The sequence below is a fragment of the Nocardia sp. 852002-51101_SCH5132738 genome (genome assembly GCF_001665695.1).
In the GTDB taxonomy this organism is placed as follows: domain Bacteria; phylum Actinomycetota; class Actinomycetes; order Mycobacteriales; family Mycobacteriaceae; genus Nocardia; species Nocardia nova.
Map to the genome: position 1 here is coordinate 22,623 of NZ_LZML01000210.1, position 21,409 is coordinate 44,031.

At 69.5% G+C, this 21,409-nt stretch carries 15 protein-coding genes; 9 read left to right on the forward strand and 6 right to left on the reverse strand.

The features are described from left to right. Window positions 1-141: 141 nt before the first annotated feature. Window positions 142-1,305 (forward strand): M20 family metallopeptidase, encoded by a 1,164-nt coding sequence (locus A5789_RS33040; RefSeq protein ID WP_063015646.1) that lies wholly within the window; start codon window positions 142-144, stop codon window positions 1,303-1,305. A 62-nt stretch (window positions 1,306-1,367) separates the two neighbouring features. Here A5789_RS33040 and A5789_RS33045 read toward each other — a convergent pair whose 3' ends face one another. Further along, entirely contained in the window at window positions 1,368-1,850 is a 483-nt protein-coding gene (locus tag A5789_RS33045) for a gamma-glutamylcyclotransferase (protein ID WP_063015633.1), read from the reverse strand. A 201-nt stretch (window positions 1,851-2,051) separates the two neighbouring features. Here A5789_RS33045 and A5789_RS33050 point away from each other — a divergent pair, with 201 nt between their 5' ends. The 4 genes from A5789_RS33050 to A5789_RS33065 all read left to right on the forward strand — a co-directional run bounded on the left by A5789_RS33050 (window position 2,052) and on the right by A5789_RS33065 (window position 7,488). After that, window positions 2,052-3,470, forward strand: coding sequence for an NAD(P)H-quinone dehydrogenase (locus A5789_RS33050; protein ID WP_227462903.1), 1,419 nt, complete (start codon window positions 2,052-2,054; stop codon window positions 3,468-3,470). Window positions 3,471-3,824: 354 nt separating this feature from the next. After that, window positions 3,825-4,970 (forward strand): hypothetical protein, encoded by a 1,146-nt coding sequence (locus tag A5789_RS33055; protein WP_227462896.1) that lies wholly within the window; start codon window positions 3,825-3,827, stop codon window positions 4,968-4,970. Window positions 4,971-5,054: 84 nt separating this feature from the next. Continuing rightward, window positions 5,055-6,227 carry a hypothetical protein gene (locus A5789_RS33060; RefSeq protein WP_064905719.1) on the forward strand — a complete coding sequence of 391 codons (1,173 nt, stop codon included), beginning with the start codon at window positions 5,055-5,057 and terminating at the stop codon, window positions 6,225-6,227. 85 nt (window positions 6,228-6,312) lie between these two features. Then, window positions 6,313-7,488 (forward strand): PLP-dependent aminotransferase family protein, encoded by a 1,176-nt coding sequence (locus A5789_RS33065; protein ID WP_064905717.1) that lies wholly within the window; start codon window positions 6,313-6,315, stop codon window positions 7,486-7,488. Window positions 7,489-7,813: 325 nt separating this feature from the next. Here A5789_RS33065 and glpK read toward each other — a convergent pair whose 3' ends face one another. Beyond that, window positions 7,814-9,313 carry a glycerol kinase GlpK gene (gene glpK, locus A5789_RS33070; RefSeq protein WP_063015930.1) on the reverse strand — a complete coding sequence of 500 codons (1,500 nt, stop codon included), beginning with the start codon at window positions 9,311-9,313 and terminating at the stop codon, window positions 7,814-7,816. Between the two features lie 132 nt (window positions 9,314-9,445). On the opposite strand from glpK, the gene A5789_RS33075 reads away from it, so the two are divergent. Continuing rightward, on the forward strand, window positions 9,446-11,194 hold the full coding sequence (locus A5789_RS33075; RefSeq protein WP_030513597.1) for a glycerol-3-phosphate dehydrogenase/oxidase: 1,749 nt from the start codon (window positions 9,446-9,448) through the stop codon (window positions 11,192-11,194). A gap of 3 nt (window positions 11,195-11,197) precedes the next feature. Here A5789_RS33075 and A5789_RS37095 read toward each other — a convergent pair whose 3' ends face one another. The 3 genes from A5789_RS37095 to A5789_RS38150 all read right to left on the reverse strand — a co-directional run bounded on the left by A5789_RS37095 (window position 11,198) and on the right by A5789_RS38150 (window position 17,276). Continuing rightward, a complete protein-coding gene (locus A5789_RS37095) occupies window positions 11,198-11,371 on the reverse strand; it encodes a hypothetical protein (RefSeq protein WP_156511422.1) in 174 nt (57 codons plus the stop codon). 119 nt (window positions 11,372-11,490) lie between these two features. Continuing rightward, window positions 11,491-12,297, reverse strand: coding sequence for a DNA-formamidopyrimidine glycosylase family protein (locus A5789_RS33080; RefSeq protein WP_064905715.1), 807 nt, complete (start codon window positions 12,295-12,297; stop codon window positions 11,491-11,493). Between the two features lie 41 nt (window positions 12,298-12,338). Then, on the reverse strand, window positions 12,339-17,276 hold the full coding sequence (locus tag A5789_RS38150) for a DEAD/DEAH box helicase (protein WP_082941125.1): 4,938 nt from the start codon (window positions 17,274-17,276) through the stop codon (window positions 12,339-12,341). Window positions 17,277-17,544: 268 nt separating this feature from the next. Here A5789_RS38150 and A5789_RS33095 point away from each other — a divergent pair, with 268 nt between their 5' ends. The 3 genes from A5789_RS33095 (at window position 17,545) to A5789_RS33105 (ending at window position 19,793) form a co-directional block, all read left to right on the forward strand. Next, window positions 17,545-17,916 carry a VOC family protein gene (locus A5789_RS33095; RefSeq protein ID WP_063015969.1) on the forward strand — a complete coding sequence of 124 codons (372 nt, stop codon included), beginning with the start codon at window positions 17,545-17,547 and terminating at the stop codon, window positions 17,914-17,916. A gap of 81 nt (window positions 17,917-17,997) precedes the next feature. Continuing rightward, window positions 17,998-18,945 carry a patatin-like phospholipase family protein gene (locus A5789_RS33100; protein ID WP_064905713.1) on the forward strand — a complete coding sequence of 316 codons (948 nt, stop codon included), beginning with the start codon at window positions 17,998-18,000 and terminating at the stop codon, window positions 18,943-18,945. Beyond that, window positions 18,942-19,793, forward strand: a complete 852-nt coding sequence (locus tag A5789_RS33105) for an SDR family NAD(P)-dependent oxidoreductase (protein ID WP_064905710.1) — start codon at window positions 18,942-18,944, stop codon at window positions 19,791-19,793. Before A5789_RS33100 ends, A5789_RS33105 begins: the two co-directional genes overlap by 4 nt. A 3-nt stretch (window positions 19,794-19,796) precedes the next feature. Here the strand turns inward: A5789_RS33105 and A5789_RS33110 are convergent, their stop codons facing one another. Further along, complete coding sequence (locus A5789_RS33110; RefSeq protein WP_064905708.1) at window positions 19,797-21,326, reverse strand: aldehyde dehydrogenase family protein; 1,530 nt, start codon at window positions 21,324-21,326, stop codon at window positions 19,797-19,799. Window positions 21,327-21,409 lie beyond the last annotated feature (83 nt).

Below are 21,409 nucleotides of genomic sequence, written 5' to 3' on the forward strand. Positions count from 1 at the left end.
CCTTCCGCGGCGGCGGGCCGCGCAGCAGCAGCCCCGGGCCTGCAGAGCAAGGCGGCCACACCGGGCCTGCAGGGCAAGGCGCTGGGCCCGGAGGCCGGCACGTGTCGGCACACCGGGCTCGCGACCGGACGGCAGGCGGAGATCACGGCCGGACAGGCGGCGGTCGAGGCGTGGCTGCGTGACCACGGTGACGATCTGATCGGCTGGCGCCGCCACATCCACGCCAATCCGGAACTGTCCCGCGCCGAGCACGGCACCACCGAATTCGTCGAGTCCTGGCTGGTGAAGGCCGGTCTGGAACCGCGCAAACTGCCCACCGGCACCGGTTTGATCTGCGATATCGGCCCGGCGGGGCCACGCCTGGCCCTGCGCGCCGATATGGATGCGCTCCCGCTGCAGGAGTACACCGGCCGGCCGTTCGCCTCGACCGTCCCCGGGGTATCCCACGCCTGCGGTCACGACGCGCACACCGCGATCCTGCTCGGCACCGCCCTGGCCCTCGCCGAGATGGACGAACTGCCGGTCGGCGTCCGGTTGGTCTTCCAGCACGCCGAGGAGGTCATGCCCGGCGGTGCCATCGATATGGTCGCCGCGGGTGCGATGGACGACGTCTCGCGGGTGTTCGCCCTGCACTGCGATCCCCGGCTCGAGGTCGGCCGGATCGGGGTGCGGGTCGGAGCCATCACCTCGGCCGCCGACACCGTGGAACTGGTGCTCGACTCGCCGGGCGGGCACACCTCCCGGCCGCATCTGACCAGCGATCTGGTCTATGCCATCGGCACCGTCATCACCGGCCTGCCGGGTCTGCTCAGCCGTCGCATCGATCCGCGAACCAGCACGGTGATGGTGTGGGGCGCGGTATCGGCGGGTAAGGCGCCCAATGCGATTCCGCAGACCGGCATGCTTACCGGCACCGTGCGGACCGGGGATCACACCACCTGGTCGCTGCTCGAGCCGATGGTCCGCGAAATCGTCGACGGACTGCTCGCCCCGACCGGCGTGCGATATCAGCTGAACTACAAGCGCGGCGTGCCGCCGGTGGTCAACGACGAATTCTCCACCCGGATGTTCGAGGACGCGATTCTCGGTCTGGGCCCGGACGCGCTCTCGGATACTCCGCAGTCGGGCGGTGGCGAGGACTTCTCCTGGTACCTCGAGGAGGTTCCGGGTGCGATGGCGCGGCTGGGCGTGTGGTCGGGCGAGGGCCCGCAACTGGACATCCACCAGCCGACCTTCGACATCGACGAGCGCGCGCTGGCGGCCGGCGTGCGCGTGATGACCAATCTGGTCCTGCAGGCACGCTGACCGGGCGGCCCGCCCGGTGCGAACTCGGCGGGCTGTTCGGCTCTGTCCCCGCGGTCGTCCGGCTACATCGAGCCGAAAGTCCCCGGACCGACGTTGCGGCTGTTGCGGGTGCGCAGCGCGTGGACGTAATCGGCCGGGGCTCCGGCTTTTTCGGCCGCGTCGGCGATCACACCGATGTAGCGGGCCGAGGGCAGCCCGCCCTCGTAGGCATCCAGCACGTACAGCCACGCCAAACCCGGCTGCGTACCCGTGCCCGAATTGGGCGAGACCCGGAGCCGGATCTTCTTGTGGATACCGAAATCCGAACCCTCCCACCGGTCGAGGCTCTGCTCGTCCTCGGCGGAGACGTCGTACAGCACGACGAAGACCCGGGAGCCCGGATCCTCGACCACCGTCGCGAGCGGCCCTTCCCAGCCGATGTCGTCGCCGGCGAAGGTCAGGCGCCACCCTTCCAGCCAGCCCGTTCCGTAGACGGGGGAGTGCGGACAGCGCTTGAGCATCTGCTCCGGGTCCATATTGGATCCGTAGGCGGCGTATATCGGCACCTGGCAAGAGTATCGAATGTAGGGACCGCTTGTTTCGATCCGGCCGGGTTCGGGCCCTTCCTGTCTTCGGCGAGGCGGGCGAATGTCCGGAGAATTACCGGAACGTGACACGCGCAACGTCACCCATGACGCGGTCAAAACGATGAGGAGCAGGACCGATAACGTTGACGGCAGTGCCGGAGATCCCGGCCGGACGGCTCGATAGCGGAGGTACACATGGCCCGCATTGCAATCATCGGGGGCGGCCCCGCCGGCTACGAGGCGGCGTTGGTGGCAGCTCAGCACGGAGCCACGGTCACCGTGATCGACTCCGACGGTATCGGTGGCGCATGCGTGCTGTGGGACTGCGTCCCGTCCAAGACCTTCATCGCTTCGACCGGGGTGCGCACCGACCTGCGCCGCGCGCGTGATCTGGGCATCACGCTGCACATGGCGCAGGCGCAGGTGCGATTGTCGGAGGTCAACTCCCGGGTGAAGGCGCTGGCGCAGGCGCAGTCGTCCGACATCCGGTCCAAGTTGCAGGCCGCCGGAGTCACCATCCTCAACGGCCGCGGTCAGCTGATCGACCAGATCGCCGGTCTGGCCACACATCTGGTGCGCGCGACGCTCGCCGACGGCACCGAACGGGTGATGGAGGCCGAGATCGTCCTGATCGCCACCGGCGCCAGCCCGCGGGTGCTGCGCGGCGCCGAACCCGACGGTGAGCGCATTCTCACCTGGCGTCAGCTCTACGACGTCAAGGAGCTGCCGGAAACGCTGGTCGTGGTCGGCTCCGGTGTCACGGGCGCCGAATTCGTCTCCGCGTACACCGAGATGGGCGTGAAGGTGAAGCTCGTCTCCAGCCGCGACCGGATGATGCCGGGAGAGGACGCCGACGCCGCGCTGGTCCTCGAGGACGCCCTGGCCGAACGCGGGGTGGAGCTCGTCAAGCAGGCCCGGGCCGACGCCGTCGAGCGGACCGCGGACGGGATCGTGGTCAAACTATCCGACGGGCGCACGGTCACCGGCTCCCATGCGCTGATGACGGTCGGTTCCACGCCCAATACCCAGGATCTGGGCCTCGAGCGCATCGGCATCGAACTCGACCGCGGCGGCTATCTGCGCGTCGACCGCGTCTCGCGGACGGCGGTGCCCGGGATCTATGCCGCCGGCGACTGCACCGGGCTGCTGCCGCTGGCCTCGGTCGCGGCGATGCAGGGCCGGATCGCGATGTATCACGCACTCGGCGAGGGCGTGCAGCCGATCCGGTTGAAGACGGTCGCCTCCGCGGTGTTCACTCGGCCCGAGATCGCCACGGTCGGTGTCAGCCAGACCGCGATCGACAACGGTGAGGTGCCCGCGCGCACGGTGATGCTGCCGCTCAACACCAATCCGCGGGCCAAGATGTCGGGCCTGCGCCGCGGTTTCGTGAAGATCTTCTGCCGGCCCGCCACCGGCGTGGTGATCGGTGGCGTGGTGGTCGCGCCCATCGCCTCCGAACTGATCCTGCCGATCGCGATCGCGGTACAGAACAACCTGACGGTGAACGACCTGGCACAGACGTTCTCGGTGTACCCGTCGCTGTCCGGATCGGTCACCGAGGCGGCGCGGCAACTGATGCGTCACGACGACCTCGATTAGTGGGCGGCTGCTGTTTCAAATGTGCTGCCCCGCTTGACGTTTTGCCGGACGGAGTGCGGCTTCCCACAGCCGGGTAGCACCAGTTGCCTGAAACTTGTTCGTGTGGTTCACTTCCGGCAGAGATGTCAGTGGTGGGCGGTTGGCAGGTTCACGTGCGGGGGGAATGCAATCTTTCCCGGGCAGGGAATCCGCGAGCGGCTCGCGGACCGCAGCAGGGTGCGGGCCGGACATCGATGAGGGACCAATGGAGACGGCCCCATCGGACGGCGTTCGTCGGTCGGTGGCAGTGGCCGAGCTCGGGAAAGGGATTGCGAGACAGTGAAACATCGTAAGCCGAGTCGGGCGCAGCGAGCGATGGCCACGACGTCGTTGCCACTGGCCACCGCGGCCGCCGTGGCAACCATCCTCGCGTCGGGTACGGCGAGTGCCGCGCCGGCCGATCAGCCGAGCGTGCCGACCACTCCGGCGCAGCCGGGCGCCACCAACGAGGCCCCCGCGCAGGACAACAACAACAACGGCCAGAGCCAGAACGCGCCGGGCACGCAGGAGAACGCCCCGCAGCAGAACGGCACTCAGCAGAACGGGCCGCAGCAGAACAACAACCAGCAGAACGGGACCCAGCAGAATGGGCCCCAGCGCAACGGCAATCCGCAGCCGGGCGTCACCACCCCCAATCAGCCGGGTGTCACCACGCCGAACCAGCCGGGCGTCACCACCCCGCAGCCGGGCGTCACGACCCCGAACCAGAACGCGCCGAAGCCGGACCAGAACCTGGCCTCGCCGACGCAGCCGGGTGTGACCACCCCGCGTGTCGCACCGCTGCCGGTGCCGGGTCAGGGCAACCAGGTGCAGCCGGCCGTCGTTCCGGACCAGCCCACCCCGAACGGTCAGGCCGACCAGCTGAAGCCGGGTCAGCAGTCGCCGGACCAGACCGTGGGCACCCCGAACAAGCCGCAGTCGCACGACGGCAGCATGGACACGCTGCGTAGCCAGCAGGGCAACTCGGCCCCTTCGCAGCAGGCGCAGTGGACCTCTCCGAGCCTGCAGTCCGCACCGGCCGCGCCGGTCGTGCAGATGAACGGCCCGCACACCGAGGTCGGCGCCAACGTCGACGGCGGCGGGCTGCTGCCGGGCTACGTAGCCAACACCCACCACTTCAGCAACCTCGACGGGTATGTCGGCACGGTCGGCTACAGCACTCCCAACGGGGTGGGCGACGCTGGTGTGTCGGTGGAGTTCGTCGAGGCGAACAAGGTCAAGATCACCTCGTACACCCACGCCACCGGCTTCGACGACATGAAGTCCGAGAGCTACGTCGACACCACCCAGGCCAATGCGGCCAAGGCGGCCGTCGAGGGCTGGATCAAGCAGCAGCCGGGCGGCGCCGCGGCACTGGATGCGGCCGCTCAGATTGGTAGACTCCCGCAGGGTGATATCGCTCCGCAAACGGTGAATGTCGCTGGTGCGACCACACAGTGGGGTGGCACGGTCCAGTACTGATCCAGTACTGATACAGACTGAATCGGCGCATGGGGCGGTCGTTCGCGACCGCCCCATGCGTGTGTCTCGGGGAAGGAACGGGTGATGGCCTCCGGCGACGATCAGGGCCGGGACGAAGGCGAGTCGGAATTCGGCCCGCCGGTTTCCGGATTCGGACCACCGCTGAACGATTTCGGGCCGCCGACGGGTGAAACGGGTGCGGTCGGCTGGGCGCCGGTCGGAGAACCGGAGCGTCCCACACTGGGCTGGCAGCCCGCCGACACTCCCGCGGCGCCGTCCGTACCGCCGCCGCCCGCGCAGTACCGCGCGCCGGATTCGACCGCGGCGCCCGAAACCGTTCGCCACCCGGCACCGGAGACGCCACGCGCGCCCGAAACCGTGCGGACGCCCGCGCCGGAAACCATGCGGACGCCCGCGCCCGAAACCCGCCGCGTTCCCGAGCCGCCGCACAGCACGGACGCGGCACGCGCCCCGGAGACGGTGCGCTACCCCGACGCCGGCGGTGCCGACGCGGACCGCGGAACCTGGTGGCGCGCAGACGATTCCGGCTTCCCACCCACCCCGCCGCGGGAAACCACGGGCTCGCTGTGGGACGACGACGAACTGGCGAAGAAGCTCACGGTGCCGCGCGGTGGCGCCGAGCAGAAGTCGGGTTCGGGCTCGCTGTGGGACGACGACGAGCTGGCCAAGAAGCTCGCGCCCTCGCGGCCGGTGCCCGGACCGGAACCCGCCGAGGCCGGCCGCAACAAGACGGTCCTGATCGGCAGCATCGGCGCGGCGGTCGTGCTGATCGTGGCGTTGATCGTGGTTGTCGTCTTCGCCACGAGCGGTGGTGGCGACAAGTCCGACAATGCGCAGGCCGGTGGTGCGACCAATGCGGCCGACGGCACCGGCTGCCAGGCCCGCACCGAGGGCAATCTGGTCTACGGCAACGGACCCGGCGACACCTCGAGCGGTGCGAACGCAATCTTCGGCTACCAGCACGCGTATTACACCGATCGCAATGCCGAGAAGGCGCACACCTTCATCGCTCCTGGGGCGAACGTGCAGGCCCCGCCGGACCTGCAGAAGACCATCGACGAGCACATCCCGAAGGGCACGACGTACTGCCTGCGGATCGCGACGACCGCGCCCAACCAGTTCAACGTCGAGGTCTCGGAGTTCCACCCCGACGGTACGAAGTCGTTGTATCTGGAGGTCATCACGACCGTGAATCAGGGAGGCCGGAACCTCATCCAACTGATCCAATCGTTCTAAATCTCACAATATGAGAATTTGAGTTCATATTGTGGATGTCGCTGTGCGAAAGTGGAGGTACCACCCTTTTCGCTCGGAGGTCTCCATGTCGCCGCATACTCCACCCCTGTCCCGTCGGCTGGGCGGTCTGCAGAGTTCGGCGATTCGGGATCTGCTCAAGCTGACCTCCCGGCCGGACGTAGTCAGCCTGGCCGGGGGCCTGCCCGACGAACAGCTGATGCCGCGCGATGCCATCGCCCGCGCCGCGGAGTCGGCGCTGGCCGACCCGTCCCGGTTGCAGTACACCGAGTCCGCGGGTTGGGGGCCGCTGCGTGAGGTGCTCGCCTCGCGGGAGTCGGTGCGACTCGGCCGGCCGGTGCCGGTGGAGGAGATCTTCGTCACGCACGGTTCGCAGCAGGCTCTCTCGCTGCTGGGTGAGGTCCTGCTGGATCCGGGCGCTCTCGTCGTGGTCGAGGATCCGGCCTACGTCGGTGCGCTGCAGGTGTTCCGCGCGGCGGGGGCGCGGATCGTGGCGATTCCGCTGGATTCCGACGGTATGCGTGTCGACGCTCTGGCCGAACTGCTCGAGCGCGGCGAGCGTCCGGCGCTGGTGCATACGGTGAGCAATTTCCACAACCCGCGGGGTGTGACGCTGATCCCGCGGCGTCGTCGCGAACTGGCGGCGCTGGCCGAACGCTACGGCTTCTGGGTGGTCGAGGACGATCCGTACGGCGAGCTCTGGTTCGATCGCCCCGCGCCGCAGGCCGTTGCCTCCTACTCGCCCAACGTGATCCGGCTGTCGAGCGCCTCGAAGATCCTGGCGCCGACACTGCGGGTGGGCTGGATGATCGCCCCGAACGCGGTGTGCCGTGGCGTGGAATTGCTGAAGCAGGGCGCCGATCTGTGCGGTTCGGCGCTCACCCAGCAGATCGCCGCGGACCTGCTGGCCGACGAGCCGTGGCTGGGCGCCCACCTGGACAAGGTGCGCGGCATCTACGGCGAGCGTGCCACCGCCCTGGTGAACGCGGTTCGCACCCGTTTCGGCGACCGGGTGGTGAGCACCGACGCCGCCGGCGGCATGTTCGTGTGGCTCGACTTCACCGACGGCACCGATACCGTCGAACTGCTTCCGCGCGCGATCGACCACGGCGTGGCCTACGTCCCGGGCTCCGCCTTCGCGGTCTCGCAGCCCTACCGCGGCTCGATGCGCCTGTGTTTCACCACGTCGGATGCGGCGACGTTGGAGCATGCGGTCGACCGGCTCTTCGCCGCCGCAGAGTGATCCGTTACCTCGATTACCCACTAGCGCAATAATTTTCGCAATTGCGCAGTAGTTGATCTTGCCGTTACGATCCATGTGGACTCAAGGGAGGGAGAATGTGATGTCCGCAAAGGTTGTTTTCGGGGTAGCGATTGTCGTGTCACTCATCGGGTTCGCGCCGAGCGTGGCAGCGGCAAGTGGTCCTTGTCAGCCAGGTGTATCGACAAACTGCACGTCGACACCGCCGCCGCCGCAGTGTCAGCCTGGAGTGTCGACGAGATGCCCGCGGTGACTGGTAGTGCGTCACGGTAGCGTCGACGGTCAATGACACTACGGGTGGGCTGGCTTAATCAGCCCACCCGTAGGTGCGTTCGACGGCCTTGTTCCACTCGGCGTAGAGGCGTTCGCGGTCGGTGTCGGACATGGTCGGCTGCCATACCTTGTCCTCGGACCAGTTGGCGCGGATGTCGTCGGTTCCGGACCAGTAACCGACGGCCAATCCGGCCGCGTAGGCGGCGCCGAGCGCGGTTGTCTCGGTGATCACCGGCCGCACCACCGGCACATCCAGGATGTCGGCCTGGAATTGCATGAGCAGTTCGTTGGCCACCATGCCGCCGTCGACCTTGAGAGTCGTCAGTTCGACGCCGAGATTCTCCGCTTCGGCGTCGGCGCGCATCGCGTCGATCACCTCGCGGGTCTGAAATGCGGTGGCCTCCAAGACCGCTCGGGCCAGATGCGCCTTCGTGACGAAACGGGTGAGTCCGCTGATCACGCCGCGCGCGTCCGGCCGCCACCGCGGTGCGAACAGACCCGAGAAGGCGGGCACGATGTAGGTGCCGCCGTTGTCGTCGACACTGCGGGCCAGCGGTTCGATCTCGGCCGCGGATTCGACGATGCCGAGGTTGTCGCGCAACCACTGCACCAGGGATCCGGTCACCGCGATCGAACCCTCCAGCGCGTACACCGCGGGCTGGTCGCCGAGCCGGTAGCAGACCGTGGTCAGCAGGCCGTGCTTGCTGAATACCGGAGTGGTACCGGTGTTGAGCAGCATGAAATTGCCGGTTCCGTAGGTGTTCTTGGCCTCGCCCGGCGACAGGCACGCCTGCCCGAAGGTCGCGGCCTGCTGATCGCCCAGGATGCCGGCCACCGGAACCCCGGCGAGCGGTCCGGCGGAGATCTCGGCATACACCTCCGAGGAGCTGTGGATCTGCGGCAGCATCGAGACGGGGATGCCGAACTCCGCGCAGATCTGCGAATCCCATTGCAACGTCTCGAGATTCATCAGCATCGTGCGGGAGGCGTTGGTGACGTCGGTGAGGTGACGGCCGGTCAGCTTCCACAGGATCCAGCTGTCCATGGTGCCGAAGCACAAATCCCCGGCCTCCGCGCGGGCGCGCACCCCCTCGACGTTGTCGAGGATCCAGCGCAGCTTGGGCCCGGCGAAATACGTGCTCAGCGGCAGTCCGGTCCGGTCGGCGTAGCGCGCGGGACCGACGTCGCCGGCCAGCTCGTCGCACAGCGCCGCGGTGCGGGTGTCCTGCCAGACGATGGCGTTGGCCACCGGCTTCCCGGTGGCGCGCTCCCAGACCAGGGTGGTTTCGCGCTGGTTGGTGACGCCCACCGCGGCGATGTCCCCGGCGCCGATCCCGGCGTCCTCCAGGGCGGCGCCGATCACGAATTCGGTGTTGCGCCAGATGGTTTCGGCATCGTGCTCGACCCAGCCCGGCCGTGGGAACAACTGCTCGTGCTCACGCTGCCCGAGGCCGGCGATGCGGCCGGAGCGGTCGAACACGATGCACCGGCTCGAGGTTGTCCCCTGATCGATGGCGGCCACGAAGCGTCGCATCCGTGCAGGCTACTAAACCTCGCACGCGCCGCGCATCACATCGCCGCGGGCCCGGCGGTGGACTAGGGTAGTAGCGATTACCGACGGGTAACGCAGGACGATCCCACCGAACAGTGCGGAGGAAGTCGAGCGATGAACGAGAAATCACACGGTCAGCACACCGGCGAACTGGGGCCCGAGCAGCGGGAGGCCAGCTGGGAAAGCTTGGGCGCCAAGCATTTCGACGTCATCGTAGTCGGTGGCGGGGTCGTCGGCGCGGGCATCGCCCTCGATGCCGCCACGCGGGGCCTGGAAGTGGCCCTGGTGGAGGCGCGCGATCTGGCCTCGGGCACGTCGAGCCGTTCGTCGAAGATGTTCCACGGCGGCCTGCGCTACCTCGAGCAACTGGAATTCGGGCTGGTCCGGGAGGCGCTGCGGGAACGTGAGCTCAGCCTGAAGACACTGGCCCCGCATCTGGTGAAACCGCTGCGGTTCCTCTACCCGCTGACCAACCGCGGCTGGGAGCGGCCCTACGTCGCCTCGGGACTCGTGCTCTACGACACCATGGGTGGCGCGAAATCCGTTCCGGGACAACATCATGTGACCCGGTCCGGCGCGCTGCGGCTGGCGCCGGGGGTGCGCCGGGACGCGCTGATCGGCGGGGTCACCTACTACGACACCGTGGTCGACGACGCTCGCCACACCATGACGGTGGCCCGGACCGCCGCCCACTACGGCGCGGTGATCCGCACATCGACCCAGGTCGTGGACTTCCTGCGGGAGGCCGACCGGGTGGTCGGAGTGAAGGTGCGCGACAGCGAGGACGGGCGCACCACCGAGGTCCGCGGACATGTCGTGATCAACGCGACGGGCGTGTGGACCGACGAATTGCAGGCGCTGTCGCATGTTCGCGGCCGATTCCACGTGCGCGCGTCCAAGGGTGTGCACATCGTGGTCCCGCGCGATCGGATCGCCAGCGACGCCGCGCTGATTCTGCGCACCAAGACCTCGGTGCTGTTCGTGATTCCGTGGGGCAGCAATCACTGGATCATCGGCACCACCGATACCGACTGGAATCTGGACCTGGCCCATCCGGCCGCCACCAAGGCCGATATCGACTATCTGCTCGAACGGATCAACGAGGTGCTCGTCACCCCGCTCACCCACGCCGATATCCAGGGTGTGTACGCGGGGCTGCGGCCGCTGCTGGCCGGGGAGAGCGACGAGACGTCCAAGCTGTCGCGCGAGCACGCGGTGGCGCAGATCGCGCCCGGTCTGGTCGCCATCGCGGGCGGCAAGTACACCACCTACCGGGTGATGGCCTACGACGCGGTGGATATCGCCGTTCACGACATTCCGCAGCGGGTGTCGTCCTCGATCACCGACAAGGTGCCGCTGCTCGGCGCCGACGGCTACTTCGCCCTGCTCAACCAGACGCCGCAGCTGGCGCAGACCTACGGTGTGCACCCCTACCGGATCGAACATCTGCTCAACCGCTACGGCGCCCTGATCACCGACGTACTCGATCTGGCCGAGGGCAAACCCGAACTGCTGCAGCCGATTACGGACGCGCCCAGCTACCTGCGGGTGGAGGCGGTGTACGCGGCGGCCGCCGAGGGGGCGCTGCATCTGGACGACATCCTGGCCCGGCGCACCCGGATCTCCATCGAGTTCTCCCACCGCGGCACCGAATGCGCCGACGAGGTGGCGCGGCTGGTGGCGCCGGTGCTGGGCTGGGACGAGGAGCAGATCCGGCGCGAGGTCGGGACGTACAACGCCCGGGTCGACGCCGAGATCCGGTCGCAGACCCAGCCCGACGACGTCTCGGCCGACGCCCTGCGCGCCGCCGCACCGGAACCTCGTCCGGAGATTCTGGAACCGGTGCCGCTTCCGCAGGGATAGCGGTCAGGGCGCGGTCGACGTGGGCGCCGAGGTGTGACCGGAATGCACGGGGCCCGTACTCGGCGAGTGCTGCAGGGCATAGGTGAACAGCACGGTGGCCGCGATGGCGATGGCGGTGATCATCAGCTGGGTGACGAGCCGTGTGCTACGACGCATCGCGGTGCTCGCATATGCCATCTGCCCTGCTTCCCGACCGGTGACGATCTGTGTCGCCCTTATGTCGCGCTCACGCTCCGAAACGTTAGCGGCCGAAAGAAATATAGCTATCGATCGGCAAACATTGTGCTTCGTCCCGGTCAGCGGCGAGTCCGGCGTGCGGCCCTCGGTTCCGGCGTCTCGGGTGCGGGCTGACAGCGAGGGCAGAAGTAGATGCCGCGTTCGGTGGCGGTGGCGGAGGCGGCATCCGGTCCGAACATGCGGACGAGAATCATCGATCCGCAGCGCCGGCAGGGTTGGCGCTGCCGGCCGTAGACCACCGCGGGCCGGGGTGGATGGTGGGCCGCTCGCTCGAGGATGCGGTGCGTGGCGTCGACGAGTCCGGGGAGATCGGGTACGGCTGCGACCGGAGTGGCCGGGTGGATCCGCTCGGCGAAACAGATCTCACTGCGGAAGATGTTGCCGACTCCGGCCATGACGGTCTGGTCCAGCAGCGCGAGCCCGATCGGCCGCTCCGGGTCCGCGCGCAGCCGGCGGACCGCCTCGGCCGCATCCCAATTCGGGCCCAGGAGATCCGGGCCGAGATGATCGATGGCGGTGTGCTCGTCGGCGAGCGGGAGCACCTCGACCAGGCCGAGGGAGAAGCCGACGGCTTCGGTGTCGTCGGTGGCGAGAATCAGGCGCGCGGTGAATCCGGGTTTGGTCCATCGCTGGCCGGGGCGGTAGACCCGCCAGGTGCCCTCCATCTTGAGATGGGTGTGGATGCTGACCTTTTCGGTGCGCACGAACAGGTGTTTGCCGTAGCTGCCGACGCTGTCGACCCGGCTGCCGCGCAGATCGAGCGTGGCATAGCGCGGGACACGAAAGTCACTGCGAGTCAGCGTCTTTCCCGCCAGCGCGGTTCGCAGCCGGGCCGCCGCGAGGTAGACGGTATCTCCTTCCGGCATCGCCGTTCACCCCCTGTGTCGCCCGAGGATGCGCGCCGGTCTCATGCTGTGCTGCGGAGCCGGAAGCCCCGGGGAGTGGTGTGGAAGCCGGCGTCGGTGAGGAATGTGGCGAAGGTGTTGCCGTGCACCGATTCCCCGTCGACGCGTTCGACGACCAGTGAGTCGATCCGGCGGTCGTGGACCAGAGCCGCCAACGCGGCCGCGGCCTCGGTCCGGATCTCGGGGTCCTCGGTGAAGGTGAGCAGAGTCTTACCACCGCGTTCCAGGTACAGTGCCAGCTCGCCCGCGACCAGGACGACCAGGGCTCCCGCCTTACGGCCCGGACGGTGTCCGGCTCCCTCACCCGCGTTCTTCGGCCACGGCAGTGCGGCGCCGTACGGATTGGCCGGATCGCAGGCGGCGAGCGCGACCGTGCCGCCCCGGCCGATGTCGCCGCCCACCCGGTCGGAATCGTAGGAACGCAGCCGATCCACCACGTCGGTGGTGGAGAACTGCGCCCCGCCGAGAGTATCGACGAAATAACCGCGCCGGCAGCGCCCGCGATCCTCGAATTCGGTGAGCACCCGGTACATGAGCGCGAAGCCGCCCGGAATCTCCTCGTTCTGCACCGAACCCCGGGTCAGCACCCCGTAGCGTTCCAGCAGGAGATCGGCGGTGGCGTGGGCACGAATGGTGTTGTCCGGCAGGCGCTGTGGCAGCAGCGACCATCGACCGGCCACCGCGGGCGGGCCGGTTCGGGTCGGCATGGCCGGTCGCGGCAGGTACATGCGGCCGCGCGGGGTTCGTCGCGGGGTGCGGTGGGCGGTGGTGCTGCGGGTTGTGCCGGACAGTCGCGCCCGGACCGGGGCGAAGGTGTCGCCGGACAGATACCCCGCCCACACCAGCTCCCACAGTGCCGCCGCCACGGCCGCATCGTCGAGCACCCCGGTGGCGTCGGACAGTTGCCGGAAGAAGTAGGCGCCGCCCGCCACCGCGACGATCCGGTTGCCGCCGAACGCAGCCGGTTCGGTGGCGGCCGCGTCGTCGCCATCGCCATCGAGCGCGATTGCGTCGCCGGTCGCCACCGTCAGCTCCGCGCCCAACGCCGTCAGCAGGCGCACCTGGACATCGGTGAAGTCGATCTCCTGCGGCGGCGCCAGCGTGACCGGTGCCTGATCCGCCGGATGCAGGGCGATCCAGCCGTCCTTCGCGGTGATGGCGCCGTGGCCGGACCAGAGCACCTCACCGGAGGCGGTGAGTTCGTCGAGCATCGCCGGTGTGTAGTCACGGACCCGCGACGGCAGAATGAGCGACTCCCACGCCGAGGCCGGAATCGGCACGCCCGCAAGCTGTTCCACCACCGTCGCGACACCGTCCACGCCGCGCAGTGTCGAAGTGCCGATATGCTGCCACGCCGGCAGGAACCGGCCGAACGCGCCCGTGGATACCGGCTCGACCTCCTTGCGCGCCGCGGCCAGCGAACGGCGGCGCAGCCGGCGCAACACCTGCGCGTCACACCATTCCGCACCGGCCGAGCCCGGCGTGAATTCACCTTCCACCACCCGCTTCTCGGCCCCGAGGTGGTGCAGGGCGGTGGCGGCGACGGCCGGTCCGATTCCGAAGCGCCGGGCGACGGCGTCGAGGGTGAACGGGGCGTGGGTGCGGGCGTAGCGCCCGATCAGATCACCCAGGGGATCGGCGACCGGTTCGATGAAGGCCGCCGGGGTGCCGATCGGCAGGGGGACGCCCAGGGCATCGCGCAACCGGGCGGCGTCCTCGATCGCCGTCCACCACCGCGATCCCGCGAACGACACCTCGAGAACGCGCCGGGCCCGCAGCAATTCGGCGAACCACGGGTTCGGGTCGGCGGTGCAGCGCGCGGCCGCCTCGGCCGGGGTGAGCGGGCCGAGCAGTCGCAGCAGGTCGGCGAGCCCTTCCGCGTCGCGGGCGTGGCGCTCGGGGGTCAGCCGCTGCAGTTCGCGTTCGGTCAGTTCGAGGACCGCGGCGTCGAGGAGTTCGCGCAGTTCCACCCGCCCCAGCAGTTCGGCGAGCAGACTCGAATCCAGCGACAGCGCGGCCGCGCGACGCTCGGCCAGCGGGCTGTCGCCCTCGTACATGAACTGGCCGATGTAGTCGAACAGCAACGCGTTGGCGAACGGTGACGGGGCGGCGGTCTCCACCTCGACCAGGCGCAGTTTGCGCCGCGCCACATTCGTCAGCAGATCCCGCAGGGCGGGCAGGTCGTAGACGTCGCGCAGGCATTCGCGCACCGTTTCCAGCAGGATCGGGAAGTCGGGGAATTTCCTTGCCACATCGAGCAATTGGGCGGCGCGCTGGCGCTGCTGCCACAGCGGCGCGCGGCGGCCGGGATCCCGGCGCGGCAACAGCAGCGCGCGCGCCGCGCATTCGCGGAAGCGGGAGGCGAACAGCGCCGATCCGCCCACCTGCTCGGTCACCACGTCGTCGATCTCGTCCGGTTCGAAGACGAACAGTTCCGCGCCCGGTGGATCGTCGGTGGTGTCGGGCAGCCGGACCACGATGCCGTCGTCGGAGGCGGTCGGTGCGGCATCGACCCCGAACCGCTCCCGCAACCGCGCGCCCACCGCGAGCGCCCACGGCGCGTGCACCGGTAGACCGTAGGGCGAGTGCAGGATCAGCCGCCAATCCCCGAGTTCGTCGCGAAACCGTTCGACCAGCAGCGTGCGATCGGTCGGCAGATGGCCGGTGGCCTGCCGCTGCTCGGCCAGCAGTGAGACCAGATTCGCCGTCGCGAAATCGTCCAGGCCGGCGGCGTGGACGAGTTGTTCGAGTTCGACCAGTTCGCCGCCCTTCGCGGCGGTCTTACCCGCCTTGGAGGCCGAGGCTCCCGCGCGGGAGGGCGTGCGTCGCGTGGCGCCGTTTCCGCTGGGGTCCGCGGACGATCGGCGTTGCCGCGCAGGACTTTCCGCACGCGCCGCCGGGGACTTCGGCTGCTCGTCGCCGATCGAATCGGCGCCGTTCCCCGCGGCCCGGCGCGCGGACTGCTGCCGTCCGCGGCCGCGCGTCGCCGGCCCGGAGTCGAGTGCTTCGCCGTCGAGCGCCGCATCGGACCCACCCGCGTCTCGCACGAGTTCCGCGATCCGCCCGGCCGGTGCGTGTTCGACCGCCTGACCGGCTGTGCGGATGAATTCGCCCAGGGCCGCGCCCAATTCGGCCGGACGCCCGAGGGAATCGCCGTGCCAGAAGGGGAGTCGGCCCGGCAGGCCGAACGCGGGGGAGACGAGGACCCGGTCGTGGGTGATGTCCTCGATGCGCCAGCTGGTCGCGCCGAGGGCGAACACATCGCCCACGCGCGATTCGTAGACCATCTCCTCGTCGAGTTCGCCTACCCGCGAAGCCTTTTCGCCGACCATGAACACCGGGAACAGGCCACGGTCGGGAATCGCGCCGCCGGAGGTGACCGCGAGGCGCTGAGCGCCGGGACGCCCGGTCAGAGTGCCCGCATCGCGATCCCACACCAGGCGCGGACGCAGCTCGGCGAATTCGTCGGAGGGATATCGACCCGACAGCAGGTCCAGCACCGATTCGTACGCCGAGCGCGGCAGCGCGGCGAAACTTCCTGTCCCCCTGACCGTTTCGAACCACTCGTCGACATCGATCGGTTCCAGTGCGCAGGCGGCCACGGTCTGCTGGGCGAGGATGTCGAGGGGATGGGCGGGGATCTTCAACTCCTCGATCTGTCCCGCCGTCATCCGCATCGACGCCACGGCGCAGTGGATCACATCGGTGCGGTGTTTGGGGAAGATCACCCCGCGCGAGATCTCACCCACCTGATGTCCGGCGCGTCCGACCCGCTGCAGCCCGCCCGCGACCGACGGCGGCGCCTCGACCTGCACCACCAGATCCACCGCACCCATATCGATACCGAGCTCGAGGCTGCTGGTCGCCACCACACACCGCAACCGGCCGCTCTTGAGATCGTCTTCGATGATGGCGCGCTGTTCCTTGCTCACCGAGCCGTGATGGGCCCGGGCCAGCAGCGGCGCCGCCCCGTGATTGACCTCGGTCGGCGACCCGAGCTGGGCGGGCGGCGCGTGCTCGCGGCGTCCCGCGACCTCCTCCGCCTCGTCGGGTTCGGCGATTCGCTCGGCGTATTCCTCGTTCAGCCGCGCCGTCAGGCGTTCGGCCAGCCGCCGCGAATTCGCGAACACGATCGACGAGCGGTGCGCCAGCACCAGATCCACGATCGCGGCATCCACATGCGGCCAGATCGAGCCCGGCTGATCGGATTCGTCCGGCTCGGTCATATCCGCCACCGGCACCCGCACCGACAGGTCGAACGTCTTCGGCGCCGGCGGCGACACGATCGTGATCGGCGCCGAGCCGACCAGGAATCGCCCCACCTCCTCCGGCGGACGAACGGTCGCCGACAACCCGATGCGCTGGGCGGGCCGCTCGGTGAGCTGGTCGAGCCGGGCCAGCGACAGGGCCAGATGCGCCCCGCGCTTGGAACCGGCGATCGCGTGGACCTCGTCCACGATCACGGTGCCGACCTGCGACAACGTCTCGCGGGCCGCCGAGGTGAGCATCAGGTACAGCGATTCCGGGGTGGTGATCAGGATGTCGGGCGGCTTGCGCTGCAGGGTCCGCCGATCGGCCGGGGTGGTATCGCCCGACCGCACGCCGACGCTGATCTCCGGGGCGGGCATACCGAGCCGCGCGGCCGTGCGGGTGATGCCCACCAGGGGTGCGCGCAGATTGCGCTCGACGTCGACCGCGAGGGCCTTGAGCGGGGAGATATAGAGCACGGCGGTGCGCTGCGGGCCGTCCGTGGGTTCGCGGGTGGCGAGCCGGTCGATCGCCCACAGGAAGGCCGACAGAGTCTTACCGGACCCGGTCGGCGCGATCACCAGGGTGTGTTCTCCCGCGGAGATCGCCTCCCAGGCTCCCAGCTGGGCGGTCGTGGGCGCGGGGAACGCACCGTCGAACCACTCCTGGGTCGGCCGGGAGAACTGCTGCATGGGTTCAGTGTGCACCCGGGCACCGACATCGAGACCCGGCGGCGAAGTCCCTCGGGCGCATTTCCGGGCTCGAGCTCGGCGGACGGGGTCGCCGACGCGGACGGATCGGCGCCGGTCCACGGCTCGTCCCGATAGGCTGGCCGCGACCGCGGTGGCTACCGACGATGGGACCGACATGAGCGAGCGCCCCGACACTGTGACCCAGATTCCGGCCGACCCCGCACAGGTGACGAACGACCCCGCCAACCCGCCGGTCCCGCCCGGCACGATGCTGCTCGAATTGGTGCCGGTTCCGGTGCGCGATATCGACCGGGGAATCGAGTTCTATCGCGATCGGCTCGGCTTCCATCTCGATGTGGACGTGGCTCCGGCACCGGGCGTGCGGATCGCGCAGCTGACTCCACCCGGTTCCGCCTGTTCGATCCTGCTGTCCGAAGGCGTCCCCACCGCGGACGGCGCGGTCGGCTCCCTGCGCGGATTGCATCTTGTCGTGGCCGATATCGAGGCAGCGCGCGCGGAACTCGTCGCGCGGGGCGTCGCGGTGGGCGCGATCGCCGATGTCGGTGGTGGTGTGCTGTACGCCCATTTCGCCGACCCCGACGGCAATACCTGGAGTCTGCAGTACATGCCCTGGCGGTAGCCGGGGCCGTTCATTGCCGAACGGTTGCGATCGGCCGAGCGGGCCGCGCATCGTGGCCCTCGCCCGCTAGTGTTTGAGACTATGCGTAACAGTAACGGGTTACAGCGGCGTGGCCTGGCGATCGGATGCGGCGGCACGGTCGGCGCGGCCTGGATCGTGGCGGCGCTCGCGGCGGTGCGAGATGTCCTGCAGTGGGATCCGCGCGAGGCCGATGCGCTGATCGGCACGTCCGCCGGCGCGGAAATGGTGACGATGCTGGCCTCGGGAGTCTCCGTCGACGATCTGGTGGCGATGCAGCGCGGCACCGTCGCCGATCCGATCCTGGCCCGGCATATGGCCGACGAACCGGGCCGCTTCCCGCCGCTGCCCCGTCCCCGCCTCGGCGCCCCGCGAATGGCCTTGCACGGCAATCGTTCCCGGCAAGCCCTGCTGACCGCGGGCAGCCGGCTGCTGCCGCTCGGCGGCGGCGATGCGAGCTGGCTGCAGCGCCTGGCCACCGATCTGAACCGTGACCGGGACTGGTTCGCCCATCCGGCCGCGTGGCTGGTCGCGATGGACTACGACTCCGGCGAGCGGGTCGCCTTCGGCGCACCGGAGGCGCCGGCCGCGACGATCGGCCAGGCGCTGCGGGCGTCGTGGGCGGTTCCGGGCTGGTTCCCGCCGGTGCCGATCGCCGGTCGGCGGTTCGTCGACGGCGGCGCCGCCTCCACCGCCTCGGTGGATCTGCTGCTGCCGCTGGGCCTGGACGAACTGGTGGTGCTGACACCGATGGCTTCGGCGCGGTCGGTGCCCGCCGGCGGACCGGGACACTGGCTGGAGCGTCAGCTCCGCGGGCCGATGAGCGCGCAACTGGAATCGGAGATCGCCGCCGTGCGCGCGGCCGGAACCCGTGTGTTGCGGCTGGCGGTGACCGCGGCCGACCTGGCGGTCATGGGCCCGAACTTCATGGACGGCCGCCGGCGCGGCGAGACCTTCGAGCACAGTCTGCGCAGCACCCGCCGCGCCATGGAACGGAGTGAATTCGCATGAACCTGTTCGGTACCGGCTATCCGCCGATCGACCTGGCCGCCGCCCGCGTTCTCGTCACCGGCGCCGGTCGCGGCATCGGCCGGGCCACGGCGGAGTTGTTCGCGCACAAGGGATCCGACGTGGTCCTCGCCGATGTGGACGCCGCGGCCGCGACCGCCGCGGCGGCCGACATCGGCGCCCGCGCGGTCGAACTCGACGTGCGCGACCGGGAGCAGTGGGACCGGGTCGTCGCCGACCTGGGCCGGATCGACGTCCTGGTGAACAACGCCGGAGTGATGCCCGCGGGCCCGTTCCTCGGCGAACCGGATGCCGTGGGGCACACCACGATCGATGTGAACGTCTGGGGACTCATCCACGGTATGCGGGCCGTCGCGCCGGCGATGATCGACCGCGGCCGCGGTCATATCGTCAACGTTGCCTCGCTGGCCGGAAAAATCCCGCTGCCCGGGCTGGCGGTGTACAACGCGAGCAAGTTCGCCGCCGTCGGACTCTCGGCCGCGACCCGGCTGGAATTCGCCGAATCGGGGGTCAGCGTGAGTTGTGTGCTGCCCTCCGCGGTGCGCACCCGCCTGTCCTCGGGGCTGACCCTGGGCCGCGGGTTGCCCACGGTCGACCCGATCGACGTCGCCGCCGCGATCGTCAAGACCTGCCGGACCCGGCGGGCCGAGGTGGCGGTGCCGCAGTATCTCGATCCCGTCGACATCGCGCTGGCGGCCGCCCCCGAATCGGTCGTGCGCATGGTGCGTGGCCTCTTCGACGGCGACCGGGCGCTGCATCCGGGCGACGCGGCGGTGCGGGCCGCCTACGAGGACCAGGTCCGCGCCATCGCGCGCGAACCGGAGCGCTGAACCTCAGCCGAACCGAATGCCTTGTGCCAGCGGCAGTTCGGTGGAGTAGTTGACCGTATTGGTGGCGCGGCGCATATACGCCTTCCAGGAGTCGGAGCCCGATTCGCGTCCGCCGCCGGTCTGCTTCTCACCGCCGAACGCACCGCCGATCTCCGCACCCGAGGTGCCGATGTTCACATTGGCGATGCCGCAGTCGGAGCCGTCGGCGGCCAGGAATCGTTCCGCCTCGCGCTGGTCGCCGGTGAAGATGGCCGACGAAAGCCCCTGTGGCACAGCGTTGTGCAGGGCGATCGCGGAATCCAGATCGTGATAGGTGAGCACGTAGAGAATCGGCGCGAACGTCTCCTCGCGCACGATCGCGGTCTGAGCGGGCATCCGGATGATCGCGGGACGTACATAGTAGGAATCGTCGCCGCCGACCTCGACGCGCTCACCGCCGCAGATCAATTCGCCCCCGTCGGCGAGCGCACGGTCGATCGCCGCCCGCATCGCGGTGTGGGCGCGGCCGTCGATCAGCGGCCCGACCAAGACCGAGTCGTCGAGCGGATTGCCCACGGGCAGTTGGCGATACGCCGCGCTCATCCGATCAAGCAGCGGCCCGGCGACATCCACATGCGCGATGACCCGCCGCAGTGTCGTGCACCGCTGTCCGGCCGTTCCCGCCGCGGCGAACACCACGGCCCGCGTGGTGAGGTCGAGGTCCGCGGACGGGGTGACGATCGCGGCGTTGTTACCGCCGAGCTCGAGCAGGCACCGGCCGAAACGCGCCGCCACCCGCGGTGCCACCGCCTGCCCCATCCGCACCGATCCGGTGGCGCTGACCAGAGCCACCCGTTCGTCGTCGACGAGCTGGGTGCCGACGTCGGCGCCACCCTGGATCAGCTGGTGGATCCGCGGGTCGGCGCCGACGTCGAGGGCCGCGCGCCGCAGCAGCGCATCGCAGGCCAGCGCGGTCAGCGGCGTCGTCTGCGAGGGTTTCCACACCACAGTGTCGCCACAGACCAGGGCGATCGCGGTATTCCACGACCAGACCGCGACCGGGAAGTTGAACGCCGAGATCACCCCGACCACCCCGAGGGGATGCCACGTCTCCATGAGCCGATGCCCGGGTCGTTCGGAAGCCATGGTGCGGCCGTACAGCTGGCGGGACAGGCCGACGGCGAATTCGCAGACGTCGATCATCTCCTGCACCTCGCCGCGCGCCTCGGCGCCGATCTTGCCCGCCTCCAGGGTGACGAGTTCGGCCAGCGCGTCGAGATTGTCGGCCAGTAGTCGTCCCAGCCGCCGCACCACCGCGGCACGCTGCGGTGCGGGCACGGATCGCCACGCCTGAAAAGCGCTGTGCGCCTTGTCGATCGCACAGGTCACGTCGAATGCGGAGGTGGCCGGGACGCGCATCAGCTCACCGCCGGTGATCGGTGTGCGGGCCGGCAGGTCGCCCGAATCGACCGGGTCGACGCCGAGTTCGAGCAGCAGGCGCGCGGCCCGATCGCGCAGTTCGCCGGTGGTGGGCAGAACGGGTGCGGATGTCATCTGCGGCTCCGTTTCCGAAATCGGTTGATGGGGGGCTTCGCACCGGTGGGAGATCGTTTCCGGCCCCGGCCACCGCCTGCTGG